The sequence below is a fragment of the Desulfacinum hydrothermale DSM 13146 genome, assembly GCF_900176285.1.
GTDB classification, from domain to species: domain Bacteria; phylum Desulfobacterota; class Syntrophobacteria; order Syntrophobacterales; family DSM-9756; genus Desulfacinum; species Desulfacinum hydrothermale.
On the sequence record NZ_FWXF01000005.1, the window covers coordinates 13,555 to 34,649 of the forward strand.

At 64.2% G+C, this 21,095-nt stretch carries 16 protein-coding genes and 2 tRNA genes; 7 read left to right on the forward strand and 11 right to left on the reverse strand.

Annotation, left to right across the window (positions count from 1 at the left end; genetic code table 11):
* Positions 1–4 precede the first annotated feature (4 nt).
* The 5 genes from fdhF to B9A12_RS05950 all read right to left on the reverse strand — a co-directional run bounded on the left by fdhF (position 5) and on the right by B9A12_RS05950 (position 6,160).
* The gene (fdhF, locus tag B9A12_RS05930) at positions 5–2,074 is read right to left on the reverse strand and encodes a formate dehydrogenase subunit alpha (protein ID WP_084056973.1); all 2,070 of its coding nucleotides are present in this window, start codon (positions 2,072–2,074) and stop codon (positions 5–7) included.
* Positions 2,075–2,242: 168 nt separating this feature from the next.
* Entirely contained in the window at positions 2,243–2,800 is a 558-nt protein-coding gene (locus tag B9A12_RS05935; protein WP_212636850.1) for a 4Fe-4S dicluster domain-containing protein, read from the reverse strand.
* 33 nt (positions 2,801–2,833) lie between these two features.
* Positions 2,834–4,717: an anaerobic carbon-monoxide dehydrogenase catalytic subunit gene (cooS, locus tag B9A12_RS05940; RefSeq protein WP_084056974.1), complete on the reverse strand. Its 1,884-nt coding sequence runs from the start codon at positions 4,715–4,717 to the stop codon at positions 2,834–2,836.
* A gap of 92 nt (positions 4,718–4,809) precedes the next feature.
* On the reverse strand, positions 4,810–5,400 hold the full coding sequence (locus B9A12_RS05945) for a 4Fe-4S dicluster domain-containing protein (protein WP_084056975.1): 591 nt from the start codon (positions 5,398–5,400) through the stop codon (positions 4,810–4,812).
* 283 nt (positions 5,401–5,683) lie between these two features.
* Positions 5,684–6,160: a PilZ domain-containing protein gene (locus tag B9A12_RS05950; protein ID WP_084056976.1), complete on the reverse strand. Its 477-nt coding sequence runs from the start codon at positions 6,158–6,160 to the stop codon at positions 5,684–5,686.
* Positions 6,161–6,575: 415 nt separating this feature from the next.
* On the opposite strand from B9A12_RS05950, the gene B9A12_RS05955 reads away from it, so the two are divergent.
* Entirely contained in the window at positions 6,576–6,926 is a 351-nt protein-coding gene (locus B9A12_RS05955; protein WP_084056977.1) for a hypothetical protein, read from the forward strand.
* On the opposite strand, the gene B9A12_RS05960 is transcribed toward B9A12_RS05955, so the two are convergent.
* The 6 genes from B9A12_RS05960 to B9A12_RS05985 all read right to left on the reverse strand — a co-directional run bounded on the left by B9A12_RS05960 (position 6,875) and on the right by B9A12_RS05985 (position 11,314).
* Complete coding sequence (locus tag B9A12_RS05960; RefSeq protein WP_084056978.1) at positions 6,875–7,963, reverse strand: homoserine dehydrogenase; 1,089 nt, start codon at positions 7,961–7,963, stop codon at positions 6,875–6,877. The two genes, B9A12_RS05955 and B9A12_RS05960, sit on opposite strands and share 52 nt — an antisense overlap.
* Positions 7,960–9,570: a thiamine pyrophosphate-binding protein gene (locus tag B9A12_RS05965; protein WP_084056979.1), complete on the reverse strand. Its 1,611-nt coding sequence runs from the start codon at positions 9,568–9,570 to the stop codon at positions 7,960–7,962. The genes B9A12_RS05960 and B9A12_RS05965 overlap by 4 nt, the downstream gene beginning before the upstream one ends.
* Complete coding sequence (locus B9A12_RS05970; protein WP_245802364.1) at positions 9,554–10,129, reverse strand: nucleotidyl transferase family protein; 576 nt, start codon at positions 10,127–10,129, stop codon at positions 9,554–9,556. The genes B9A12_RS05965 and B9A12_RS05970 overlap by 17 nt, the downstream gene beginning before the upstream one ends.
* Positions 10,130–10,391: 262 nt before the next feature.
* On the reverse strand, positions 10,392–11,051 hold the full coding sequence (locus B9A12_RS05975) for a CDP-alcohol phosphatidyltransferase family protein (protein WP_084056980.1): 660 nt from the start codon (positions 11,049–11,051) through the stop codon (positions 10,392–10,394).
* A gap of 62 nt (positions 11,052–11,113) precedes the next feature.
* A tRNA-Ser gene (locus B9A12_RS05980) sits at positions 11,114–11,206 on the reverse strand.
* Positions 11,207–11,221: 15 nt separating this feature from the next.
* A tRNA-Ser gene (locus tag B9A12_RS05985) sits at positions 11,222–11,314 on the reverse strand.
* Positions 11,315–11,607: 293 nt separating this feature from the next.
* On the opposite strand from B9A12_RS05985, the gene lon reads away from it, so the two are divergent.
* From lon to alaS, 6 genes are all read left to right on the forward strand, one after another.
* Entirely contained in the window at positions 11,608–13,941 is a 2,334-nt protein-coding gene (gene lon / locus B9A12_RS05990) for an endopeptidase La (RefSeq protein ID WP_212636841.1), read from the forward strand.
* Positions 13,942–13,945: 4 nt separating this feature from the next.
* Positions 13,946–15,118, forward strand: coding sequence for a nickel pincer cofactor biosynthesis protein LarC (larC, locus tag B9A12_RS05995; RefSeq protein ID WP_084056982.1), 1,173 nt, complete (start codon positions 13,946–13,948; stop codon positions 15,116–15,118).
* A 61-nt stretch (positions 15,119–15,179) separates the two neighbouring features.
* A complete protein-coding gene (locus B9A12_RS06000; RefSeq protein WP_170920381.1) occupies positions 15,180–16,442 on the forward strand; it encodes a CinA family nicotinamide mononucleotide deamidase-related protein in 1,263 nt (420 codons plus the stop codon).
* On the forward strand, positions 16,439–17,017 hold the full coding sequence (thpR, locus tag B9A12_RS06005) for an RNA 2',3'-cyclic phosphodiesterase (protein WP_084056984.1): 579 nt from the start codon (positions 16,439–16,441) through the stop codon (positions 17,015–17,017). The genes B9A12_RS06000 and thpR overlap by 4 nt, the downstream gene beginning before the upstream one ends.
* 30 nt (positions 17,018–17,047) lie before the next feature.
* Positions 17,048–18,076 carry a recombinase RecA gene (recA, locus tag B9A12_RS06010; RefSeq protein ID WP_084056985.1) on the forward strand — a complete coding sequence of 343 codons (1,029 nt, stop codon included), beginning with the start codon at positions 17,048–17,050 and terminating at the stop codon, positions 18,074–18,076.
* A gap of 55 nt (positions 18,077–18,131) precedes the next feature.
* A complete protein-coding gene (gene alaS / locus B9A12_RS06015; RefSeq protein ID WP_084056986.1) occupies positions 18,132–20,792 on the forward strand; it encodes an alanine--tRNA ligase in 2,661 nt (886 codons plus the stop codon).
* Positions 20,793–21,095: the final 303 nt, after the last annotated feature.

Below are 21,095 nucleotides of genomic sequence, written 5' to 3' on the forward strand. Positions count from 1 at the left end.
TTTCCTATGCTCGGGCGTTCTTTTCCTCTACGGGCTCAAGACGGCAGGCGGCCGCCTTGAACGCGGGGATCCGGGCCTCCGGATCCACCACATCCAGCGTGAGACGGTTCGTCCCGGGAAAGTGAAATGGCGCGAAGACCACACCACGAGGAACGGTCGAAGCCACCCGGGCGACCGCCTCCATCTTTCCCCGACGCGTGACCACGCCGACGCGTCGTCCCGCACGCACCCCCAACCGGGCGGCATCGTCGGGATGGATCTCCACGAAAAGCTCCGGAGAAAGATCCATCAGCGCCGGGGTTCTCCGGCTCATGGCCCCGCTGTTGTAATGGGCCGTAACCCGCCCGGTGGTCAGACACAGGGGATAGTCGGCATCGGGCGACTCGGGCGGTGGCTCGAAAGGCACGGGAAAGAAGCGGGCCCGACCGTCCGGCGTGGGAAATCCGTCCTGGAAGAGGATGGCCGTTCCCGGATGCCCTTCTTGAGGGCAGGGCCAATGCAGACCGGCCGGAGCCCCCTGGAGCCGCTCGGGGGTGATCCCGGCGTATGGGGGAACCGCCCGGTTGATCTCCCGCAACACCTCTTCGGAGGTTTTATAGGGAAAAAACGGCTCCAGACCCAGACGCCGGGCCAACCGGGTGATGATCCACGCGTCCGCCCGGGCGTCCCCCGGCGGATCCACGGCCCGGGGAGACCATTGCACCCGGCGATCGGCACTGGTCTTGGATCCGCTCTTTTCCGCCCAGGCCGCGGCGGGAAGGACCAGATGCGCCGACCGGGCCGATTCGGTGAGAAAAAGGTCCATGACGAGGAAAAAGTCGAGCCGCCCCAGGCCCTCCGCCACCCGATTCCCGTTGGGGCTGGTCACCATGGGATTTTCCCCCATGGCCACCAAGGCCCGCAGGCTCCGGCCCGCGGCGGCTTCCATTTCGGTGACGGTCAGACCCGGACGATCGGGGATCGTTCCCTCAGCGCAACCCCACAGTGCTTCCAAGGCGGCGCGGGATCTGGGATCCATGACGGACCCATATCCCGGCAAGAGCGCGCTCAAGGCTCCCATGTCGCAGGCCCCCTGCACGTTGTCCTGGCCCCGCACGGGGATGAGTCCCGATCCCTCACGGCCCACGTTCCCCGTGGCCAGGACCAGGTCGGCACAGGCGCGCACCGCCTGGGTGCCGTTGTGATGCTGGGTGATGCCCATGCAATAGATGAGCGAAGCCGGCTTGCTTCGGGCGAAAAGGCGGGCCGCCCGCGTGATGTCCCGGGCCGGCACCCCGGTGACGGACTCCGCCCACTGGGGCGTGGCGTCCCGAACCGCCCGGGCAGCCTCTTGGAAGCCCATGGTCCGCGATCGAATGAACGCCTTGTCTTCCAGCCCATCCCGGATGATTACATGGAGCAGGGCGTTCAACAGGGCGATGTCCGTTCCGGGCCGCACGGGCAGATGCAGATCGGCGATCCAGGCGGTGGGCGTCTTTCGGGGATCCGCCACCAGAACCACGGCCCCCCGGTCCTTGGCCCGGCGCACCCACCGGAAGGCCACCGGGTGGTTTTCCGCCAGGTTGGAACCGACAAACAAAAGACACCGGGCGCGAGCCAGATCGGTGAGAGGGTTGGTGGCGGCGCCCGTCCCCAGAACGGGAGCCAGTCCCGTCAAGGTGGAGGCATGGCACAGCCGGGCGCAATGGTCCACGTTGTTGGTGCCCAACAGGCGCGCCAGCTTCTGCAAAAGGTAGTTCTCTTCATTGGTGCACTTGGCCGAAGACAAAAACCCCAGGGCATTTGGACCGTGCCGGCGCAGCACGTCTTGGATCCGCTGGGCGGCCAGGTCCAAGGCGTCGTCCCAGCCCAGGGGCTCCCAGCCGGACCGGGTGCGCCGAAGGGGCGTGCGGAGCCTCTCCGGGTGATTGAGAAGATCCAAGGCCGCGTTTCCCTTGGCGCACAGGTTTCCTCCGTTCACCGGGGAATCCACGGCATGGGCCATGCCCACGACCCGCCCGTTTTCCACGAGCAGATCCAGGTGGCATCCCACCGCACAATAGGGGCAGACGGTTCGAACCCGTAACGGACTCATTCCGGCACCCGTTCCTCCTCGGTCGGATGGTCCCAAAAGACCCACTGCGTCTCCGGACAAAAAAGCCCCAACCGAACGATTCTCGTTTTACATGCCCTCTGGATCCCCCTGCGGGAGGCGTCCGAACCCGCCCCGACGCCCGGAAGACCCGGCCGGCAATCGCCGCGGTTACGATACACCGAGACCCGGGGATTCTCCCAGGGCCCAGCCCGCCGCCCGGGACAGCCTTTCCACCGCGTTCCTCCTTCGCCGTTTTAGAAAATCCCCTTCCAAAACCAGCGCATGGGTGGGACAGGCCTCCACACAGGCCGGCCGGTCCCGGTCCCGACACCGGTCGCACTTGGCGATGAAGCCCTCCCGGCGGTTGGGCTGAATCATGCCGAAGGGGCAGGCCATGAGGCAGCCATGGCAGCCGATGCACCGCTCGGGATCGTAGACAACCAGTCCCGTTTCCTCGTCATGCACCAGGGCCTGGGTGGGGCAGGAGCGCACGCAAGGAGCGTCTTCGCAATGGCGGCAAAGAAAGGGCGAAGGGCTCCCTTCGGCTGGCTCCACGTAGATGCGCCGGCTCGGCGCGGGTCGTTCCCCAACCGCCTCCACCAGGCTGCCGCTGTAGGAATGAGCCACCCGACAGGCCAGCTCACAAGAGCGGCACCCCACACATCGTTCCAATCGCACCAGTATTCGTTCCATGACTTGGCGCTCCGTGGTCGTGGTCATGGTCATGATCCGTCACCCGGTTCTGCGGAATCCGTCAGCCTACAGGCCCAAGGCCGCGCGCTTGGCCCGGATGCGTTCCAGGATGAGGTCAGCGGCCTTTGTCGGATCCGGTTCCACGGCAAACGAAGCGCCCAAGAGGTCGTCCAGATCCTCGGTCAAGAGCTTCACGATGTTGGGACTGCCGAAGATGGGCGGCGGCGTTCCCAGCACGGTGTAGACCCCCGAAGCCACGGCGTAACAGGCGATGGAAACCGCCTTTTCCGAATACCATTCGGGCGCGGCGGCGGCCAGCGGCAGATCGGAAATGTCCGTGCCCAGCGCATGCGCCAGGGCGGCGGCCAGGTCGAAGATGCGCACATTGTCCACGCAGCTTCCCATGTGCAGGACCGGGGGAATGCCCAGGGCCCGGCAGACCTGCTGCAAACCGGGACCGGCCTTTTCCGCCGCTTCGGGCACCTTGAGGCCCGCCTTGGCATGGGCCACGGCGGCACAGCCCGTATCCACCACCAGGACGTCGTTTTGAATGAGGCGCGTGGTGAGGGTCACATGCCCATAATCGTGACGGATCTTGGGATTGTTGCAACCCACCACGCCCACGGCTCCCTGGATCGCGCCGCTCTTGATGGCATCAATCAGTGGGCCGGCGCTGCCTCCCAGGGCCGAGACGATGGCTTCCACGCTGAATCCGGCCATCATCTTGACCGCATCACCGGGAGGCGAAAGCACCTTGGCGGGAATCCGGCGGGTATAGCTTTCCACCGCCTCCTGCACCAGATCCCGGGCCAGTTGCCGGGCGTTTTCCGGCCGGAATTCCCGGTGTTCCATGAAAGGATAGCGGGCCTTGTCGCTGGTGGACACCATCCGGGTGTGGTAGCAGCGGGCCGCCTCTCCCAGGGCGGGCATGATGCACTGGTAGTCCACGAGCATCATGTCCACCAGGCCCGTGCTCAGAGCCAGCTCGGTCATGAGATGGTTCCCCGCTATGGGAATGCCCCGCCGCATGAGCAGTTCGTTGCCGGTACAGCAAAGACCCGCCAGGTTGATCCCCTGGGCCCCTTTCTCCTCCGCCAGCTGCAGGAGCTCCGGGTCCTGGGCCGCCTGGAAGATCATTTCGGACACAATGGGATTGTGGCCGTGGACCACGATGTTCACCTGGTCTTCCTTGAGCACCCGAAGATTCACTTCCGAGGCCACCGGCTTCGGGACGCCGAAGAGGATATCCGACACTTCCGTGGCAATGAGGGATCCGCCCCAGCCGTCGGAAAGCGCATTGCGAAGCCCGTGCAGCAGCAGGCTCTTCCAGTCGTTGTCCACACCCATGTGGGTGCGGTGCATCATCTCCGAGGTCTCCCGGTCGATACCCCGGGGCGTGATGCCCAGCTTTTCCCAGACCTTTCGGCGCTTTTCCGGCACTCGTCCCACGAAAGCCAGGGCCTTCTTGCGGGTGCCGAACTCCTCCTCCAGGGCCTCCGCCACGGCCACGGCCAGCGCCTCCGCGCTCTTTCCATCCTGGGCAACGCCCAGCTCCGAGGCCAGCTTCCGCAGCTTTTCCTCACTCTGGATCCCGTAGCCGGGGGCCTTTCCTTCGCCCACCTTGCGCAGCACCTCCACCAGATCCCGGCCGTGATCGGAATGGGATGCGGCACCGGCCGCGATCATGCGCCCCAGGTTGCGCGCCACGATGATGTCCGCATCCGCGCCGCACACGCCCCGTTGGGGTCCTTCCCCGAAGGGATCGATCCGACACGGGCCCATGGAGCAGTTGCGGCAGCTCAAGCCCAGCTCACAAAAACCGCATTGGGGCTGCTGGGCCTGGTACCGGTCCCAGACCGTCTCCAGCCCGTCCTGGGCGGCCTTCTGCAGGAACAACCGCCCGTCCTCCGTAATGGTTCTGGCCTGAATCTCTTCCTTTTTCAACAACATGGCCTCCGCCCTCCTCTACTGAAGACCCGGTCGTCCACCCCTGGCCTGGTCCAAGCAACAGGGTGGCTGATTCCCCACTCTGGAAACAGAACTCAGACGGATGTCTTCATCCTGCGCCACACAGCCCAAAGGGAATCCGGCAGATCCCCCTGACCCCGTCCCAGGCCCAGGGTGGCCCTGAAGGCCGCTTCCCGGCCTCTTTTTTCCATCACCCGATGGATGTCTTCGAAACAAAGCGCCCCCGTTTTGCACGCCTCCACGCACGCAGGCAGCCGCCCTTGCGCCTGTCGGCTCGAGCATTGATCGCACTTGAGGGCCACGGAGCGGGTCACAGGGGCGTTGGGATCGGGACCGAAACGGAGGACTCCAAAGGGACAGGCCATGGCGCACGACTGGCAGCCGATGCAACGGTTGGCGTCGACCCGGACGGCGTGCGTTTCACGATCTCGGAAGAGCGCACCCGGCATACAGGCCTCCACGCAGGGAGCCGGATCGCAATGGCGGCATTTGTTGGGAAAGGCGATGGCCTCCCGGGCGGGCAGCACGCCGATGCGCGGTCGCGGGCGGGGAATTTCCCTTATGGAAGAAACCAAGGATCCTGATTTGGAATGGGCCACGGCACACGCCAGCCGGCATTGACCACACCCCACGCAGCGCTCCGGCTGCACGTAAACCACCTTCATGATGGTCCTCCCGTCGAGCGGGCTGCGGATGTGTTCGGAAAGGCAATGAAACTGGAGACACTCTAGTCCAAGCGCTCCTGTGCCGTCAAGGCGCTACGGGGATTGGTGACGCGTGCTTCGTCGGCCGGGGTCGAAGATCGGATGAGATGAGGCGGGGACCGGGCGGCTTTCCCGATCCCCGCCCCCAGGAAATGGCGTGCACGCCGTGGAAGGGTCCGCTTCTGGAAGCCTCCCACGACGCCCTTAAATGGTGGCGCGGACAGGTCTCGGATCTAGGTCAAGATCAAGGCATCAGGAAAAATCCCAGGGCTTTCTCGTGGGGAGGAGCCAGATCCACAAACCGAGCGCCCACGTTCTTACCGTCCACCCAGCGCACTTCCGCCAGGCCACGGATCAGCGAACGGGGCTGGTCGTTCAGTGGAAATTCCACATGGACCAGATCCCCCTGCCGCAGCCCATGGGTAAGAAACGTTCGAAAGCGAAGACCTGTCTTGGACACGTCCTCGACAATCATCTGATCATGGGGGATCTTGTGTTCTTCTCCCTTACGGCAATATTCGCCGAAGAGAAAAACGGATTTCCGATAGGCCTTTCGAATCTCGAAACGCACGGAAAAGGTCTTGCCGCACCGGCACCGTACCCGGATGGGTTTCTTGGCATTGAGCAGATGCACCGCCTGAATCCGTCGGGCCAGGCCACAATCCGGACACACAAAGGTCCCCTTGCCGTCTTCCTGCACAAACACCTTGAGCTGCGTCATCGTCTCTCTCTTCCGTCCCCTAGCCGCCGTGATATGATTGGTTCAAAGGCGAAAATCCCGGTGACCGAGGAAGGAATCCGCCCTTGTCACAGGGAATCGCCGGTGGCGGCATTCCGGCCAATGCTCTATTCGGCATTTCGAGCACGGCACTTTAATTCGCAGTTAAAGCGATGGATTTCCGTATTCTCCGCCCCTTGTTTCTCCGCCCCCTGTGGGAGGCCCCGCTCTCCGATTCCCCCCCCCGGTGGGAGCCTATGCTCTCAATTTCCCCTCCCGGTGGGAGGGGATCAAGGGGAGGGGGAACCCGATGGATTGTTCACACCCTCTCCCATGAAGGGCGACACTAGGACATGCAAGTTGGGCAATCTAAATCATATTAAATTGGTAGACAATGAAAAATCAGGAGGAAGACCCCATGAGTCGCACCATGCAGATCGATATCCGGCTCCTACCGGCCTACGGATCGGGAGGTCTGGCCAAGGCGTTTCCCCGGTGCGCCGCCATGTTTCGGGACGTGGGCAAGGAACGGGTGCCGGAGGAGAGCCCCACCCTTTACCACCTGGTCGATGAACTGGTGCGCCTGATGCAAGATCCCGCCGTGCCCGACCGGTGGAAAAGGCCCCTGGGACGCCATCTGGATCGGCTGAAGCAATGCCGCGACGAAGCCCGGGAGCACCTCCTGGGACGGCGGCTCAACGAGCTGGACCAGAGCCTCTATGGGTTGGAGGACGCCTTCGAGGACCTGGAAAGGGATCTGTCGTGGTAGAGGGCGATCCGCAGGGCGTCCTTGAGCAGGGCCGCCGCCGCGCCCAGGGGCGAGCTGTGGCCGCCCGACACGGTGATGCGGCCCATGGAATCCGTCTCGAAAGAAACCGCCTTTTCCGAACCGCTCACCGCCGCCAGAGGGTGATCGCCGGGCAGGGCTTCGGGCCCCACTGAAACGCGAACCGGATGGGACGAGGGGGCGATGCGGCCTATGAGTTTGATGACCCTGCCCTCATCCCGGGCCCGGCGGATTCGCTCCGGTGTCACGGAGGTGATCCCTTGCACGGCCACATCCCGGGGAGTGAGACCGGCGTGGAAGACGCGGTTGGCGATGAGAATGAGCTTGTTGGCCGTGTCCCAGCCCTCCACGTCCAGACGGGGATCGGTTTCCGCAATGCCCAGGCGCTGGGCCTCTCCCAGCCCGTCTTCATAGGCACATCCCGTCTGGTGCATTCGGGTCAGGATGTAGTTGGTGGTCCCGTTGAGAATGCCTTCCACGGACAGGATGCGGCTTCCCGCCAGGCAGAGTTCCGCCACATCCAGGGTGGGCAGGGCGGCGGCCGTAGCGGCGCTCAGCCCCACCGCCAGCCCCCTTTCCATGGCGGCTTCCATGATTGTATCATAGGCCCAGATGAAGGGGCCCTTGTTGGCCGAGATCACGTGGCACCCAGCACGCAATCCCTCCAGCACATGCGTTCGGGCCGGCTCCCCATCCCGGAGGCACGTGGGGGTGGCTTCCACCATCACATCACACGGAACGGTCCGGATCGCCTCCAGAGCTCCCAGACCGGGGCGGCCCAGCTCGGGAAATTCCTCCAAGGCCTTTCCCGCCGCCACATGGCGGTGGATGTCCAGGACCGGAAGGGTTCCGGCCGGGTCCACCACCGCCCCTCCTATGTCCACGATGGCGGAAAATCCGAAAGACACCCCGTAGCGCCCCGCCAGCTCGTCCCTTTTTTCCGCCACGAGCCGTGCGAAAGCCCGGCCCACGTTGCCAAAGCCCAGAAGAAGGATGTTTCGCTGCCCGCTTCCCATCATTTGTAGCTCCTGGCGATGAGCGCATCGTATTCGGTTCCGTCCACCCGGGCCTCCACAATCGCCGGCCCCTCCTCTTCCATGGCCCGCTCGCAGGCCCGGCGCATGGAATCCGGACATTGAGCCCGGTAGACCGGAGCTCCCAGGAAGGTGTCGGCATCCAGCAGGAGGCCGTCGTGCAGATCCACCCCCACCGGGGCCATCTCTTTCCAGGCTTCCTTCACCCGAATGAGGCTCAGGCTCCGATCGGACAAAACGACCACGACCACGGAAAGTCCCAGTCGACGGGCCGTGGCGATTTCTCCGGCCATCATGAGAAAACCGCCGTCACCGGTCACGCACGCCACAGGCCGATCGGGCAGGCATCTTTTGGCCGCCAGGGCGGCCGGGATCCCGAATCCCATGGAAGACCAGCCGTTGGTCATGACAAAGCGCCCCGGAGCGGGTGTTGGCCAGAGCTGTCCCAGCAAATGGGTGTGCGCCCCCACGTCGCAGGTGAGGATTCCGTCGGAAGGAAGGACCTGTCGAAGGGTGCGAAGCGCCGCCACCGGGCCGAAATCGGATCCCATGGGCTGCAAGCGCTTTTGGAGGCGCCGCCGGACCTCTGCCACGTCCTCTGCTTCCCACGCATAGGCGCCACTGGGCCTGTCGGCGAGAAAGCGCAGGGTTTGGCCAGGATCCCCCACCAGATCCACGGCGAGACGCACACCGGGGTCCACGTCGCACGATCGGGTATCGGCATGGACGAGCGGCACGTCGGGAAGCCACGATTCGTAATTGAACTCCACCGGGTCGTAGCCCACGCCCAAGACCAAGTCCGCCCGGGCGATGAAGGGCGCCAGTTCATCGCTGGCGGCGTGAAAGAGCACCCCCGCATGGCACGGATGATCCTCTCGGATCAGCCCCTTGGCCATGGGAGTGAGCACCACCGGCATGGGGTGGGCGGAAAGGAAGTTACCAAGATCCCCGGCCAGGCCCCGTCGAAGGGCCGTGAGCCCCACGGCCAGAAGCGGACGCCTGGCTTCGGCCAGGAAGGCGGCGACCGTCTCCAGCAAGGCCGGATCCGGCGGCGCCGGCTGCCGGATGGCGCTCTGTTCCCGAAAATCTTCCGCCGCTTCCCTGTGGGCCAGATCGGCCGGCACCCCCACATGGACCGGGCCCGGCACTTCGGATCGGGCGATGGCCGCCGCATCCCGGATCTGGGCGGCCACATTTCGAGGCGCCAGCCGCCATGTCCTTTTGGTGAGGGGGGCGAAGAGCTGCTGGTGATTGATGTTCATCTGGGTCACGCGCCGCACCATGGCGTCGCCCATCTCCGACGTGAAGGCCAGAAGAGGCGATCGATCCAGCAGGGCGCATCCCACGCCGGTGGCCAGGTTGACGGCTCCCGGGCCGAAGGTTCCATGACAGGCCGCCAGGCCCCCCGTCAGGCGGGCCGTCACGTCGGCCATGAAGCCCGCCGAAGCCTCGTTGGCAACCAGAACGAACTCCAGGCCCTCCCGTTCCATGGCTTCCAAGTAGAGAATCCAAGGCCCGCCGGGAATGCCGAAGCAGACCTCCACACCGGTTTCTTTGAGGGCTCGGACCAACCCCTCAGGAACGCTCGCCATGCTGGAGACTCCTCAACCGTTGCACGATATCCCACTGCTCCACAAGCTCCGCCGTGGACTGGGGCACCAGATGCTTCCACGGCTCCCCTTGCACCATCCGTCGGCGCACCTCGGTGGCGCTGATCCCCTTCTGCTCCCTGGGCCTTTCCCAAAGCACGTGGATCTTCAAGCCCAGGGACTGGAAGAGGCTCCGTTTCTTCCGGCCCCACTGGTCGTATAGGGTGAGGAAAAAGACCGCATCCAGCGGCACGTAGTAGCGATAGCGCTCGGGCATGTTCACGGGAAAGGGCACAAGGGTGAAGGATTCCAGCGCCACCCCGGCTTCGCACAGAGCCCGGCGCACCATGACCTGCCGTTCGTAGTAGGTGAGGGGATTGGAGGCCGGATCGCTTCGCAAAGGATCGGCCGGGTCGTGGAGTGTGAGATCGGGCTCCGGGTTGGTGATCCCCACCACCAGATGCTCGCACCTTTCCTTGCCCGCCAAGAGGTATCGAAGGTGATCGTGGTGAAGGATCTGGAATCGACCATGGATGACCCCCACGTTTTCCATCCGCTCCATGGGCACCTTCCTCCCGATGCGTCCGTTTCCCCGTCGCTGTCCAAGCCCCCTTCGGCGGCCCGCTTTCGCCAAGAGCCGTTCCATGGGATGGCCCTCGGGCGCTTGTCTGACAATGGTCTTTCGCCCTTTTGTGGCTTTCCGGCCGGTTGAAATGTCACCGGCCCCGTGGTGGTTTTTTGATTCTCAGACAGCCCCTTCAGGCGCCGGTGGCAAGGCATGGGATGGGGTGGGGCCGGTTCCTTCCTCCTCACCACCACCTTCCTTACGGGACGTCCAAGGCCTGGGACGCCCCCCTGGCCCGGCGCAAGCGCAGCCCCACGACTCCGTTGGTGTGCACCGCCAGGTAAACAAGGGCCACCAGGGGCGCCGGGGGCCACCAAAGGCTGGCCCAGGCCGAAAGGATCATGGCGGAAGTTCGCGTTCCCTTGCTGGCCAGGGTGGGCGGTCCCATGGGAAGATGGAGCGTGGCGGCCCGGGCCGTGGTGTAGCTGATCAGGTTGCTTCCGATGAGCGCGGCGCCTCCCAGGAACAGAAGCAAGACCGGGGGCAAGGAAAAGGGGGGCCGGGCCAGATAGACGGTCAGACCCATCACCATGGCGCCGTCCGCATAACGATCCAGCACGGAATCCCAGAAGGCACCCCCGGTGCTCTGGCACCCCTTGATCCGGGCCAACTGCCCGTCCACTCCGTCCAGGACCTGGGCCGCTGCGGCCACCCATCCCGCGGCAAACCCCCAGCCCAGTCCAAAGAGAATGCCCCCCAAAACCCCGAGGGTCGCCGAGGTTACGGTGATCATCCAGGGCTCCAAACCCTGGCGCTCGGCTAAATGGGGCGTGATCCGGGCGGAAAGATGTACCTTGATCCACTTGAGGACGAAACGATCGGTGGGCTTGGTCTGCCACGCAGGAAAGGAAGGATCCATGGGGGCACATCCCGCAAAGAGCACAAAGACCCCGCCGTTTGGCGGGGTCTTGCTGGACGCGATGGCGGAGAGAGAGGGATTCGAACCCTCGGTACCCCTTTCGGAGTACACTCGCTTAGCAGGCGAGCGCCTTCAGCCGACTCGGCCATCTCTCCACTGGACAAATCTCTTGGCGGAGGGAGTAGGATTCGAACCCACGGGCCGGCTGCTAACCGGCCAACGGTTTTCAAGACCGCCGCCTTAAACCACTCGGCCATCCCTCCGCGCGCGGACGATGCTGAGTGCAGATGTTCCTACCATCGGCCAGGGCTTCTGTCAAGTCGTCCGTTTGCCCGGAATCCCCGGCGGGCGCGGAGTTCCACCGGGCTGATCCGTACCCACACATCACACCGTGGGGCTTTAGGAAGGGGCACGTAGGGGCACGGCGCGCCGTGCCCCTACGAACACACGGTGTCCATTGTGCTCAGCGACCGGGGACGCGGACCGGAGGCCGTCCCGTATTGACAACCCATGACCCCGTTGCTATGGGGGAAGCCGGAGGGTGATGAGACACGCCATGACCACAGCCTATTGGCCCGAAGACCTACCTTTGCTGCCACTGCGCCACATGATGCTTTTTCCCACCATGATCCTGCCCATGTTCATCTCGGACGGCATGGAAAGGGCGGCGGTGGAGCAGGCCCAGAGCCTGGGCAACTACCTTTTTCTCGCCACCTGTCCCGCCACCGGCTCGTGCCTCACCTCCGACGAGGCGGTGGCCGAGGGCACCCTGGGATGTGTGGCCCTCATCCTCAACAGCTCCCCCCTGGGGGACGGAAGGCTCAAGATCCTGGTCCAGGGCATCGCCAAGGGCCGGGTGCGCCAGGTACTGCGAACCGCTCCCAGCGTCCTGGTCCGGGTGGAGCCCCTGGTGGAAATCGAGGAGCGCCCGGACGCCGCGACCCTGGAACTCATGCAACGTGCCCGCGCCATGGGGATCAAGCTGTTCATGCTGCGCGGCATGAACTCCGCGGACGCCGACGCGGTTGTCCAGGGGGCCGGTACCCCGGGGCGCCTGGCGGACCTTCTGGCCTTCAATCTTCACCTGAACCCGCAACAATGCTGCGATCTGATGGCTCTGCCGGATCCCGTGACCCGGCTTCACCGGGTCATGGCCCTGCTGGACGAGGAGTTGCAAAAGGCCGAAGTGAAGGTGGAGATCGAATCGGAGGCTCAAAACGCCCTTGTGCGCCGCCAGCGGGAACGGTACCTGCGCGAACAGCTGGCCGCCATCCGCCGGGAACTGGGCGAATGGGACGAAGAAAGAGAAATCGCCCAATACCGGGACAAGATCGAGGCGGCCCACATGCCTCCCGAGGCGCACCGGGAGGCCCTGCGCGAACTGGATCGGCTGGCCATGATGCAGGCGGACGCGGCCGAAGCGGCCGTGGTGCGCACCTATCTGGATTGGCTCCTTGCCATGCCCTGGAACCGCAGCACCGCCGACCGGCTGGATCTGAAGCAAGCGGCCGCCGTGCTGGACGCCGACCACCACAACATGGAAAAGGTCAAGGAAAGGATCCTGGATTTCCTGGGCATGTGCAGCCTGAAAGGGCGGGTGAAGGGGGCCATCCTCTGCCTGGTGGGGCCGCCCGGCGTGGGCAAAACATCCCTGGGCCGATCCATCGCCAAGGCCATGGACCGCCGGTTTGTGCGCATCTCGCTGGGCGGCATTCGGGATGAAGCGGAGATTCGGGGCCACCGCCGCACCTATCTCGGCGCCCTGCCCGGCCGGATCATCCAGGGACTGCGCACGGCCGGAACCAACAATCCGGTCTTCATGCTGGATGAAATCGACAAGATCGGCACCGAGGCCCGGGGAGATCCCGCCGCGGCCCTCCTGGAAGTGTTGGACCCCGAACAGAACAGCACCTTTTCGGATCACTACCTGAACGTGCCCTTCGACTTGTCCCGCGTGCTGTTCATCGCCACGGCCAACAGCCTGGAAAGGGTTCCCCCGGCCCTGGTGGACCGCATGGAAGTCCTCTACCTATCGGGATATACGGAAAAGGAGAAGATGACCATCGCCTCCGACTATCTGCTGCCGCGCCAGATCCAGGAAAGCGGCCTGGAACCCCACCAGCTGGAACTGAGCGGACCGGCCCTGATGGAGATCGTGCGATCCTACACGCGGGAATCGGGCGTGCGGCAGCTGGAACGGACCCTGGCCACCCTGTGCCGCAAGGTGGCCCGCCGGCTGGCGGAAGGAGGAACGCCTCCCTTTCGGATCACACGGCCCCACCTGACACAGCTGCTGGGGCCGCCCCAGGCGAAGAATCCCGCGACGGCAGAGCCGGCCGTTCCGGGTCTGGCCATGGCTCTGGCCTGGACGCCCCACGGGGGCGAGGTGCTGCGCGTGGAAACGGCGATCATGCCGGGCAAGGGGGAACTGATCCTCACGGGCCACTTGGGTCAAGTGATGAAGGAATCCGCCCGGGCGGCGCTCACGTTCATTCGAACCCGTCACCGGGCGCTGGGTTTGGAACCGGACTTCCACGAAAAGACGGATATCCACATCCATGTGCCGGCGGGGGCCATCCCCAAGGACGGCCCTTCGGCGGGCATGGCCCTCTGCTTGTCCCTGGTGTCCGCTCTACTCCAAAAACCCCTGCCGCCCGCGGTGGCCATGACGGGAGAGATCTCCCTTTTGGGCGACGTCTTGGCGGTGGGCGGCTTCAGGGAAAAGGCGCTGGCGGCGGCTCGAAACAACGTGAAGCAGGTTCTCATCCCCCGGAACAATCTGAGCGACGTTCGGGAACTGCCGTCCCACATCCAGAGGAAGGTAACCTTCGTAGCCGTGGATCACCTGGACCAGGCCCTCAAGAAAGCGTTCCCACCGGAGGCCCATTGAACCCATGCGCATTGCCTATTTTGACGCCTTTTCCGGCGTCAGCGGGGACATGATCCTGGGAGCCCTGCTGGATGCCGGATTTCCGAAACGGAAATTGGAAAGCGGCCTGCGGGCGCTCAACCTTCCGGGATGGGACCTGAAAACATGTCGGGAGTCCCGAGGAGCCATCACGGGCACCCGGTTGGTGGTGCTGGAGACGGAATCCCAGCCGCACCGGCATTACCGGGACCTGAAATCCCTCCTGCAGCGATCGGAACTGCCGGACACGATCAAGGAAACGTCCCTGCGCATCCTGAGGCGGCTGGCGGAGGCGGAGGCCCGGGTGCATGGCATGGACCCGGACCAGGTCCACTTCCACGAGGTGGGAGCCGTGGACACCCTGGTGGACATCGTGGGAGCGGCCCTGGGCCTGGAACATCTTGCCATCGAAGAGATCGTGGCCTCGCCCCTTCCCCTGGGCCACGGCTTCGTGGAGTGTTCCCACGGCCGCCTGCCCCTTCCGTCGCCGGCCACCGTGGCCTTGCTGGAAGGGGTGCCGATCCGTTCCGGCCGTGCGGAACGGGAGCTCGTCACCCCCACCGGGGCCGCCATCCTCAGTACCATCTGCCGCGCCTTCGGTCCGATTCCCGCCATGACCCTGGAAAAGGTGGGCTACGGCGTGGGTCGTCATCCGGAGCCGAACCCACCCAACGTGCTGCGCCTGATGGTGGGTCGGACGGCGGAGGATTTTTCCTCCCGGCCGCTGCTTCTTCTGGAAACCCACATCGACGACATGAACCCCGAATTCTACGACCATCTCCTGGAAGGCTGCCTGCGGGACGGCGCCCTGGATGTTTGCCTGGTTCCCATGCACATGAAGAAGAACCGGCCGGCCGTGCTGGTGCGCGTTCTGGCGGAACCCGAAAGGAAGGACACCATCCTTCGCCGCCTCTTTTCGGACACTTCCACCCTGGGCGTGCGCTGGCACACGGTGGAACGCGCGGAACTGCCACGCCGCACCTTCCGGGTGGCCACTGCCTGGGGGCCCGTAACCGTCAAGGAGGCCCGTGCGCCGGACGGATCGATCCGGATCCAACCGGAATACGAGGACTGCAAACGGGCGGCTCGGGAAAACAACGTTTCCATCCTGCGCGTCTATGAGGAGGCCAAGCGCCTGGCCCGGGCGGGGGATGCGTGACGCAGGTAATGGGCCAAGGAGAGCGGAGGCATTGACAGCATCGGCTGACCGAGGAGGACAGATGGCCGGAAAGAAGGCCCCGTATGTGGGGGGATCCCTATTGACCATCGGCGATGAAATCCTGCTGGGCGACATCCTCAACACCAACGCCCACCACATCGCCGTCACCTTGCGGGCCCATGGATTCCGCTTGGAACGGGTGATCACGGTGGAAGACCAGGAAGACGCCATTGCGGCGGCCCTGCACCAGCTCCTGCCCGTATCCGCCTTTTTGATCGTCACGGGAGGACTGGGCCCCACGGACGACGACCGCACCAAGCATGCGGTGGCCCGGGCCTTTTCCCGGCCCCTGGAAGTCCAAGAAGAGGACTTGCGGCGGCTCCAAGGACGCCTCCGATCCGCGGGAAGGACCTGGAACCAGCACGTCCATCGGCTCGCCGAACTGCCCCAGGGAGCCACCCAAATGGCACCGGGCCAACCCATAGCCGGCTTCCTCCTGGAACACCACCAGGTGCCGTGCTACTTCCTGCCGGGGGTTCCCCACGAGATGGAAATCCTTCTGGATGAGATCGTGCTTCCGGACCTGATGCGCCGATTTCCCAAAAGACCCGCCATTGGAAAGCGCATCCTCCGGGTCCAGGAGATGATGGAGACGGAGATCAACCAACGACTTTGCCGGTTCGATTGGCAAGAAACGGGGGTGGCGCTGGGTTATCTTCCCCAGGTGGGGGAAAACTGGGTGACGCTCCTGGCCGTGGGCCAAAGCCAAGCGGAAGTGGATGAGGCCTTGGACAAGGCGGAAGCCCAGGTGACGGCCTTGCTCGGAAGGAAACACATCAGCGGCCGGGACGACGAGTCCCTGGAGGTGGTGGTCGGTCGTCTCCTGAGGCAGAAAGGCTGGGGGTTGGCCGTGGCCGAATCGTGCACGGGGGGCTTGCTGGCCCAGAGGATCACAAGCGTTCCGGGAGCTTCCGAATACTTCGAGCGGGGCTACGTGACCTATAGCAACCGAGCCAAGGTGGAGCTGTTGGGCGTTCCGGCGGAACTTCTGGAAGCCCACGGGGCGGTGAGCCATGCCGTTTGCCGGGCCATGGCCGAGGGCGCCCGGGAAAAGACGGGGGTGGAAGCGGCCCTGGCCGTCACCGGCATCGCCGGCCCCACCGGAGGAAGCCCCAAAAAGCCCGTGGGAACCGTCTTCGTGGGATGCTCCGCCGGGGATCAGACCCTGGTCAAAAGGTGCCTCTTCCACGGAAGTCGGGAACGGATCCAACAGCAGTCCGCCCATGCGGCGCTGACCCTGTTGTGGAGGAGGCTCACGTCATGATCCGAACCTTTGTGGCCCTGGATCTGCCCGAACCGGTGCAGCAATCCCTGGAGGCCTTCGCGGCCCCCCTCCGGCAAGGGGATTATCCCGTGCGGTGGATTCCCGTAGAGCGCATCCACCTCACCCTCAAATTCCTGGGAAACGTGCCTTCTGAACGCATCGGCTCCATGGCCCAGGCCCTGTCCCAGGCCGTTTCCGATCTGCCCCCTTTTGCGCTCCAGCCCGCGGGATGCGGCGCCTTTCCGTCCATCAAGAAGATGCGGGTGGTCTGGGTGGGCGTCCGGGGAGACCTGGAGGCATTGAAAGCGCTTCAGAAGAAGGTGGAAGGCGCTTTGGCCCCCCTGGGCTTTCCGCCGGAAGACCGGCCTTTCCGGGCCCATCTGACCATCGGCCGGGTCAAGGGAAGTCGAAACCTGAAGGGATTGCAGCAGGCGCTCCTAGCGGGACAATCCTTCGAGGGCGTAGCTTTTGACGTGTCCCAGGTGGTATTGTATAAAAGCGATTTGAAGCCGGACGGTGCCCGCTACACCCCTCTTCATCGCATTCCCCTGGGGAGCACCGGCACAACGATCTGAACATCTGAGCATTAGGCAGGAGGACCGTGCATGACGGCACCCAACGACCGTCAGAAGGCCATCGATGTGGCCATGGCGCAGATTGAGCGGCAATGCGGCAAGGGATCCATCATGAGGTTGGGCGAGGCGTCCCATGCCGTGGAAATTCCCGTCATCTCCACAGGATGCCTGTCCCTGGACCTGGCCCTGGGAATCGGCGGAGTGCCCCGCGGCCGCATTGTGGAGATCTACGGGCCGGAATCGTCCGGCAAGACGACCTTGGCCCTCCATGTGATCGCTGAAGCACAGAAGAAGGGCGGGCTGGCGGCCTTCATCGACGCCGAGCATGCCTTGGATGTCCATTACGCCCGAAAACTGGGTGTCAATGTGGACGATCTGCTGATCAGCCAGCCCGATTACGGCGAGCAGGCCTTGGAGATCGCCGAGATCCTGGTGCGCAGCAACGCCATCGATGTGATCGTCGTGGATTCGGTGGCCGCTCTGGTCCCCAAGGCGGAAATCGAAGGGGAGATGGGCGATCCCCACGTGGGCCTGCAGGCCCGGCTCATGAGCCAGGCCCTGCGCAAGCTCACCTCCACCATCAGCAAGTCCCAGACCTGCGTCATCTTCATCAACCAGATCCGCATGAAGATCGGGACCATGTACGGATCACCCGAAACGACCACGGGCGGCAACGCGCTCAAGTTCTATGCCACCCAGCGCCTGGACATCCGCCGGATCGGGCCCATCAAGGAAGGCCAGGAGGTGGTAGGCAACCGCACCCGGGTCAAGGTGGTCAAGAACAAGATCGCTCCTCCCTTCAAGGAAGCCGAGTTCGACGTGGTCTACGGGCGTGGAATCTCCAAGGAGGGAGACCTGCTGGACCTGGCCGTGGCCGCCAACATCGTGGAAAAGTCCGGCACGTGGTATTCGTACAGCGGCGAACGCCTGGGCCAGGGACGGGAGAACGTCAAAAGTTTCCTTCGGGAACACACCGACCTGTTGCAGGAGATTGAAAACAGGGTTCGCGAACGCCATTCCCTTCCCACGCTCCATGAAACCGAAGCCGCCGGCTCCTAACCCCACAACCGGCACAGGCGCCGACAACATCGTATCCGCAGAGGAGAGCCCCCAGATGAAAGCACGCGAGATCCGCAAGAAGTTTTTGGAATACTTCCAGGAACACGGCCATGCCATCGTCAAGAGCTCGTCGCTCATCCCACACGACGATCCCACGCTTCTGTTCACCAACGCGGGCATGAACCAGTTCAAAAGATGCTTTCTCGGGGAAGAGAAACGACCCTACACCCGCGCCACCACCAGCCAGAAATGCATGCGCGCCGGGGGCAAGCACAACGACCTGGAAAACGTGGGATACACCGCCCGCCATCACACCTTTTTCGAAATGCTGGGCAACTTTTCCTTCGGCGACTATTTCAAGGAAGAAGCCATTCAGTTCGCCTGGGAATTCCTGACCGAACACATGGGTCTGCCCCAGGACAAGCTCTACGCCACGATCCACGAAGGGGATGCGGCCATGAACTTGGGGCCGGACCAGGAGGCGGAAGGGTTCTGGAAAAGGTTCCTGCCGGAGGGAAGAATCCTCAAGTTCCCCACCAAGGACAACTTCTGGGCCATGGGAGACACGGGCCCCTGCGGTCCCTGTTCCGAGATCCTCATCGACCAGGGTGAGGCGATGGGCTGCGGCCGGCCCGACTGCCGTCCCGGGTGCGATTGCGACCGCTACCTGGAACTGTGGAATCTGGTCTTCATGCAGTTCAACCGGACCGAAGACGGCGTGTTGCACCCGCTGCCCAAGCCCAGCATCGACACCGGTATGGGTCTGGAGCGGATCGCCGCCGTGATCCAAAAGGTCCCGTCCAACTACGATACGGACCTGTTCGCGCCCATGATGGAGGCCATCGGGGCCCTTTCGGGACTCCGCTACGGAACCGACCCCGAAAAGGATGCCTCTTTCCGGGTGATCGCCGATCACGGCCGGGCCGCCGCCTTTCTCATCGGCGACGGCGTGCTGCCCAGCAACGAGGGAAGGGGCTACGTGCTGAGGCGCGTCATCCGCCGCGCCCTGCGCCACGGACGCTTCCTCGGCCTCGACCGCCCGTTCCTCCACCAGGTGGTGGTGGCCGTCATGGAATCCATGGCCGATACCTATCCGGAGCTTCTGGAAAACAAGAGCTATATCACCAAGGTCATCTTGCACGAGGAAGAGCGTTTCAGCGAGACCCTGGACCACGGTCTGCGGTTGCTCCAAAACGAGATGAACCGCCTTCGCGACGAAGGATCCCACACCGTTCCGGGCGAGCTCATCTTCAAGCTCTACGACACCTACGGATTTCCCATCGACATCGTGACCGACATGGCCCGGAAGATGGGCATGCAGGTGGACGAGGCCGGCTTCGAGGACAGGATGGAGAAGCAGCGGGAACAATCCCGCAAACACTGGAAGGGAAGCGGCGAAAGGGAGATCAGCAAAGCCTATCGAAGCCTGGCCTCGCAGGGGGTGCGAACGGAATTTGTGGGCTACGAGCAACTGGAAGCCCAAGCGCGGGTTCTGGCCCTGGTCCGGGGCGGGAACCTGGTGGAAAGCGCCGCCGCCGGATCCGAGGTGGAGGTGGTGGTGGATCGGACTCCCTTCTACGGGGAAGCCGGCGGACAGGTGGGCGACACAGGGCGGTTGGAAGGTCCGCAAGGCGAAGCCGTCATCACGGATACCCTTCGCCTCCCGGGCGACATTTGGGTGCACGTGGCCCGGCTGGAAAAAGGCTCCCTGACCACGGGAGAGTCCGTGACGCTGCGCGTGGACGCTCAAAGTCGTAACGACACGGCGCTCAACCACACCGCCACCCACATCCTGCATCGGGTTCTGCGCGATGTGCTGGGCGACCATGTGAAGCAGTCCGGGTCCCTGGTGGCCCCCGAACGATTCCGCTTCGACTTCACCCACTTTGCGGCCCCGACGGAAGAAGAGCTGCGGGAGATCGAACGCCGCGTCAATCAAGCCATTCGGGAAAACCGACCGCTCCAGGTGAAGATCATGGGCTTCGAGGAGGCCGTGCGATCGGGCGCGGTGGCCCTGTTCGAAGAAAAATACGGGGACACGGTACGGCTCGTGGAAATCCTGGATTTCAGCAAGGAACTGTGCGGCGGCACCCACACGCAGCGCACCGGAGATATCGGCACCTTCGTCATCGTACAGGAAACCAGCGTGGCGGCCGGGGTGCGCCGCATCGAAGCCATGACGGGCCGTCATGCCCTGGCCTACTGGCAAAAGCAAAGGGAAACCCTTTCCACGGCGGCCCGCCGCCTCAAGTCCCTCCCGGAGGAAGTCCCCGACAAGGTCCAACGGCTCCTCAGCCACAACAAGGATCTGGAAAAGGAGCTGGAAGCCCTCAAGGCCTCCCTCACCGCTCAAAAGTCGGCCGACCTTCTGGATCGGGCGCAAGAGATCGGGGGGGTCCAGGTGCTTGTGAGCCGGGTCCAAGCCACCAACCCCAAGGCACTGCGCGAGATAAACGACCGATTCAAGGAGCGCATTTCCTGCGGCGTGGTGGTGCTGGGAGCCGCCCACGACGCCAAGGTCTTCCTGCTGGTGGGTGTGACCAAGGACCTGACACCGAGGATCCATGCGGGAGAGATCGTCAAGGAGGTGGCTCAGGTGGTGGGCGGAAGCGGCGGCGGCCGGCCGGATATGGCTCAGGCGGGCGGAAGCCGGCCGGAAAAGCTGGAAGAGGCCCTGGAAAGGGCGCGGGCCATCATCCGAGAAAAGTTGAGTTAGCGGGGGCTGGACGAACCAGGCGGGCGGTCCCAGGAGCTTGTGCCCCAATGGCCTCCCGCTCTTTGGTGGCTTTCTGACCCGTTGACATTCCACCGGCCCCGTGGAGCTTTTTGAATTCTCAGAAAGCCTTGGTGGGGCGGGTTTGAAATCCGCCCCTCCTGCTGAAACGTCAAGCCGGCGGCACGGGCACACCTAGTGGCCCCAGCCCACCGTCCGCACACGAAGGCAACAGCCTGGGCGTTTCTGGACAGGCTTCTACAGCCTGTCGGCCCGGATCCAACCCAGTTGCTCTTCCAGTTCCTC

What these genes read in the sequence shown, in the direction of transcription:
- fdhF (WP_084056973.1), bottom strand. Translation starts at nt 2,074, where the DNA reads ATGAGTCCGTTACGGGTTCGAACCGTCTGCCCCTATTGTGCGGTGGGA.
- B9A12_RS05935 (WP_212636850.1), bottom strand. Translation starts at nt 2,800, where the DNA reads ATGACCATGACCACGACCACGGAGCGCCAAGTCATGGAACGAATACTG.
- cooS (WP_084056974.1), bottom strand. Translation starts at nt 4,717, where the DNA reads ATGTTGTTGAAAAAGGAAGAGATTCAGGCCAGAACCATTACGGAGGAC.
- B9A12_RS05945 (WP_084056975.1), bottom strand. Translation starts at nt 5,400, where the DNA reads ATGAAGGTGGTTTACGTGCAGCCGGAGCGCTGCGTGGGGTGTGGTCAA.
- B9A12_RS05950 (WP_084056976.1), bottom strand. Translation starts at nt 6,160, where the DNA reads ATGACGCAGCTCAAGGTGTTTGTGCAGGAAGACGGCAAGGGGACCTTT.
- B9A12_RS05955 (WP_084056977.1), top strand. Translation starts at nt 6,576, where the DNA reads ATGAGTCGCACCATGCAGATCGATATCCGGCTCCTACCGGCCTACGGA.
- B9A12_RS05960 (WP_084056978.1), bottom strand. Translation starts at nt 7,963, where the DNA reads ATGATGGGAAGCGGGCAGCGAAACATCCTTCTTCTGGGCTTTGGCAAC.
- B9A12_RS05965 (WP_084056979.1), bottom strand. Translation starts at nt 9,570, where the DNA reads ATGGCGAGCGTTCCTGAGGGGTTGGTCCGAGCCCTCAAAGAAACCGGT.
- B9A12_RS05970 (WP_245802364.1), bottom strand. Translation starts at nt 10,129, where the DNA reads ATGGAGCGGATGGAAAACGTGGGGGTCATCCATGGTCGATTCCAGATC.
- B9A12_RS05975 (WP_084056980.1), bottom strand. Translation starts at nt 11,051, where the DNA reads ATGGATCCTTCCTTTCCTGCGTGGCAGACCAAGCCCACCGATCGTTTC.
- lon (WP_212636841.1), top strand. Translation starts at nt 11,608, where the DNA reads ATGACCACAGCCTATTGGCCCGAAGACCTACCTTTGCTGCCACTGCGC.
- larC (WP_084056982.1), top strand. Translation starts at nt 13,946, where the DNA reads ATGCGCATTGCCTATTTTGACGCCTTTTCCGGCGTCAGCGGGGACATG.
- B9A12_RS06000 (WP_170920381.1), top strand. Translation starts at nt 15,180, where the DNA reads ATGGCCGGAAAGAAGGCCCCGTATGTGGGGGGATCCCTATTGACCATC.
- thpR (WP_084056984.1), top strand. Translation starts at nt 16,439, where the DNA reads ATGATCCGAACCTTTGTGGCCCTGGATCTGCCCGAACCGGTGCAGCAA.
- recA (WP_084056985.1), top strand. Translation starts at nt 17,048, where the DNA reads ATGACGGCACCCAACGACCGTCAGAAGGCCATCGATGTGGCCATGGCG.
- alaS (WP_084056986.1), top strand. Translation starts at nt 18,132, where the DNA reads ATGAAAGCACGCGAGATCCGCAAGAAGTTTTTGGAATACTTCCAGGAA.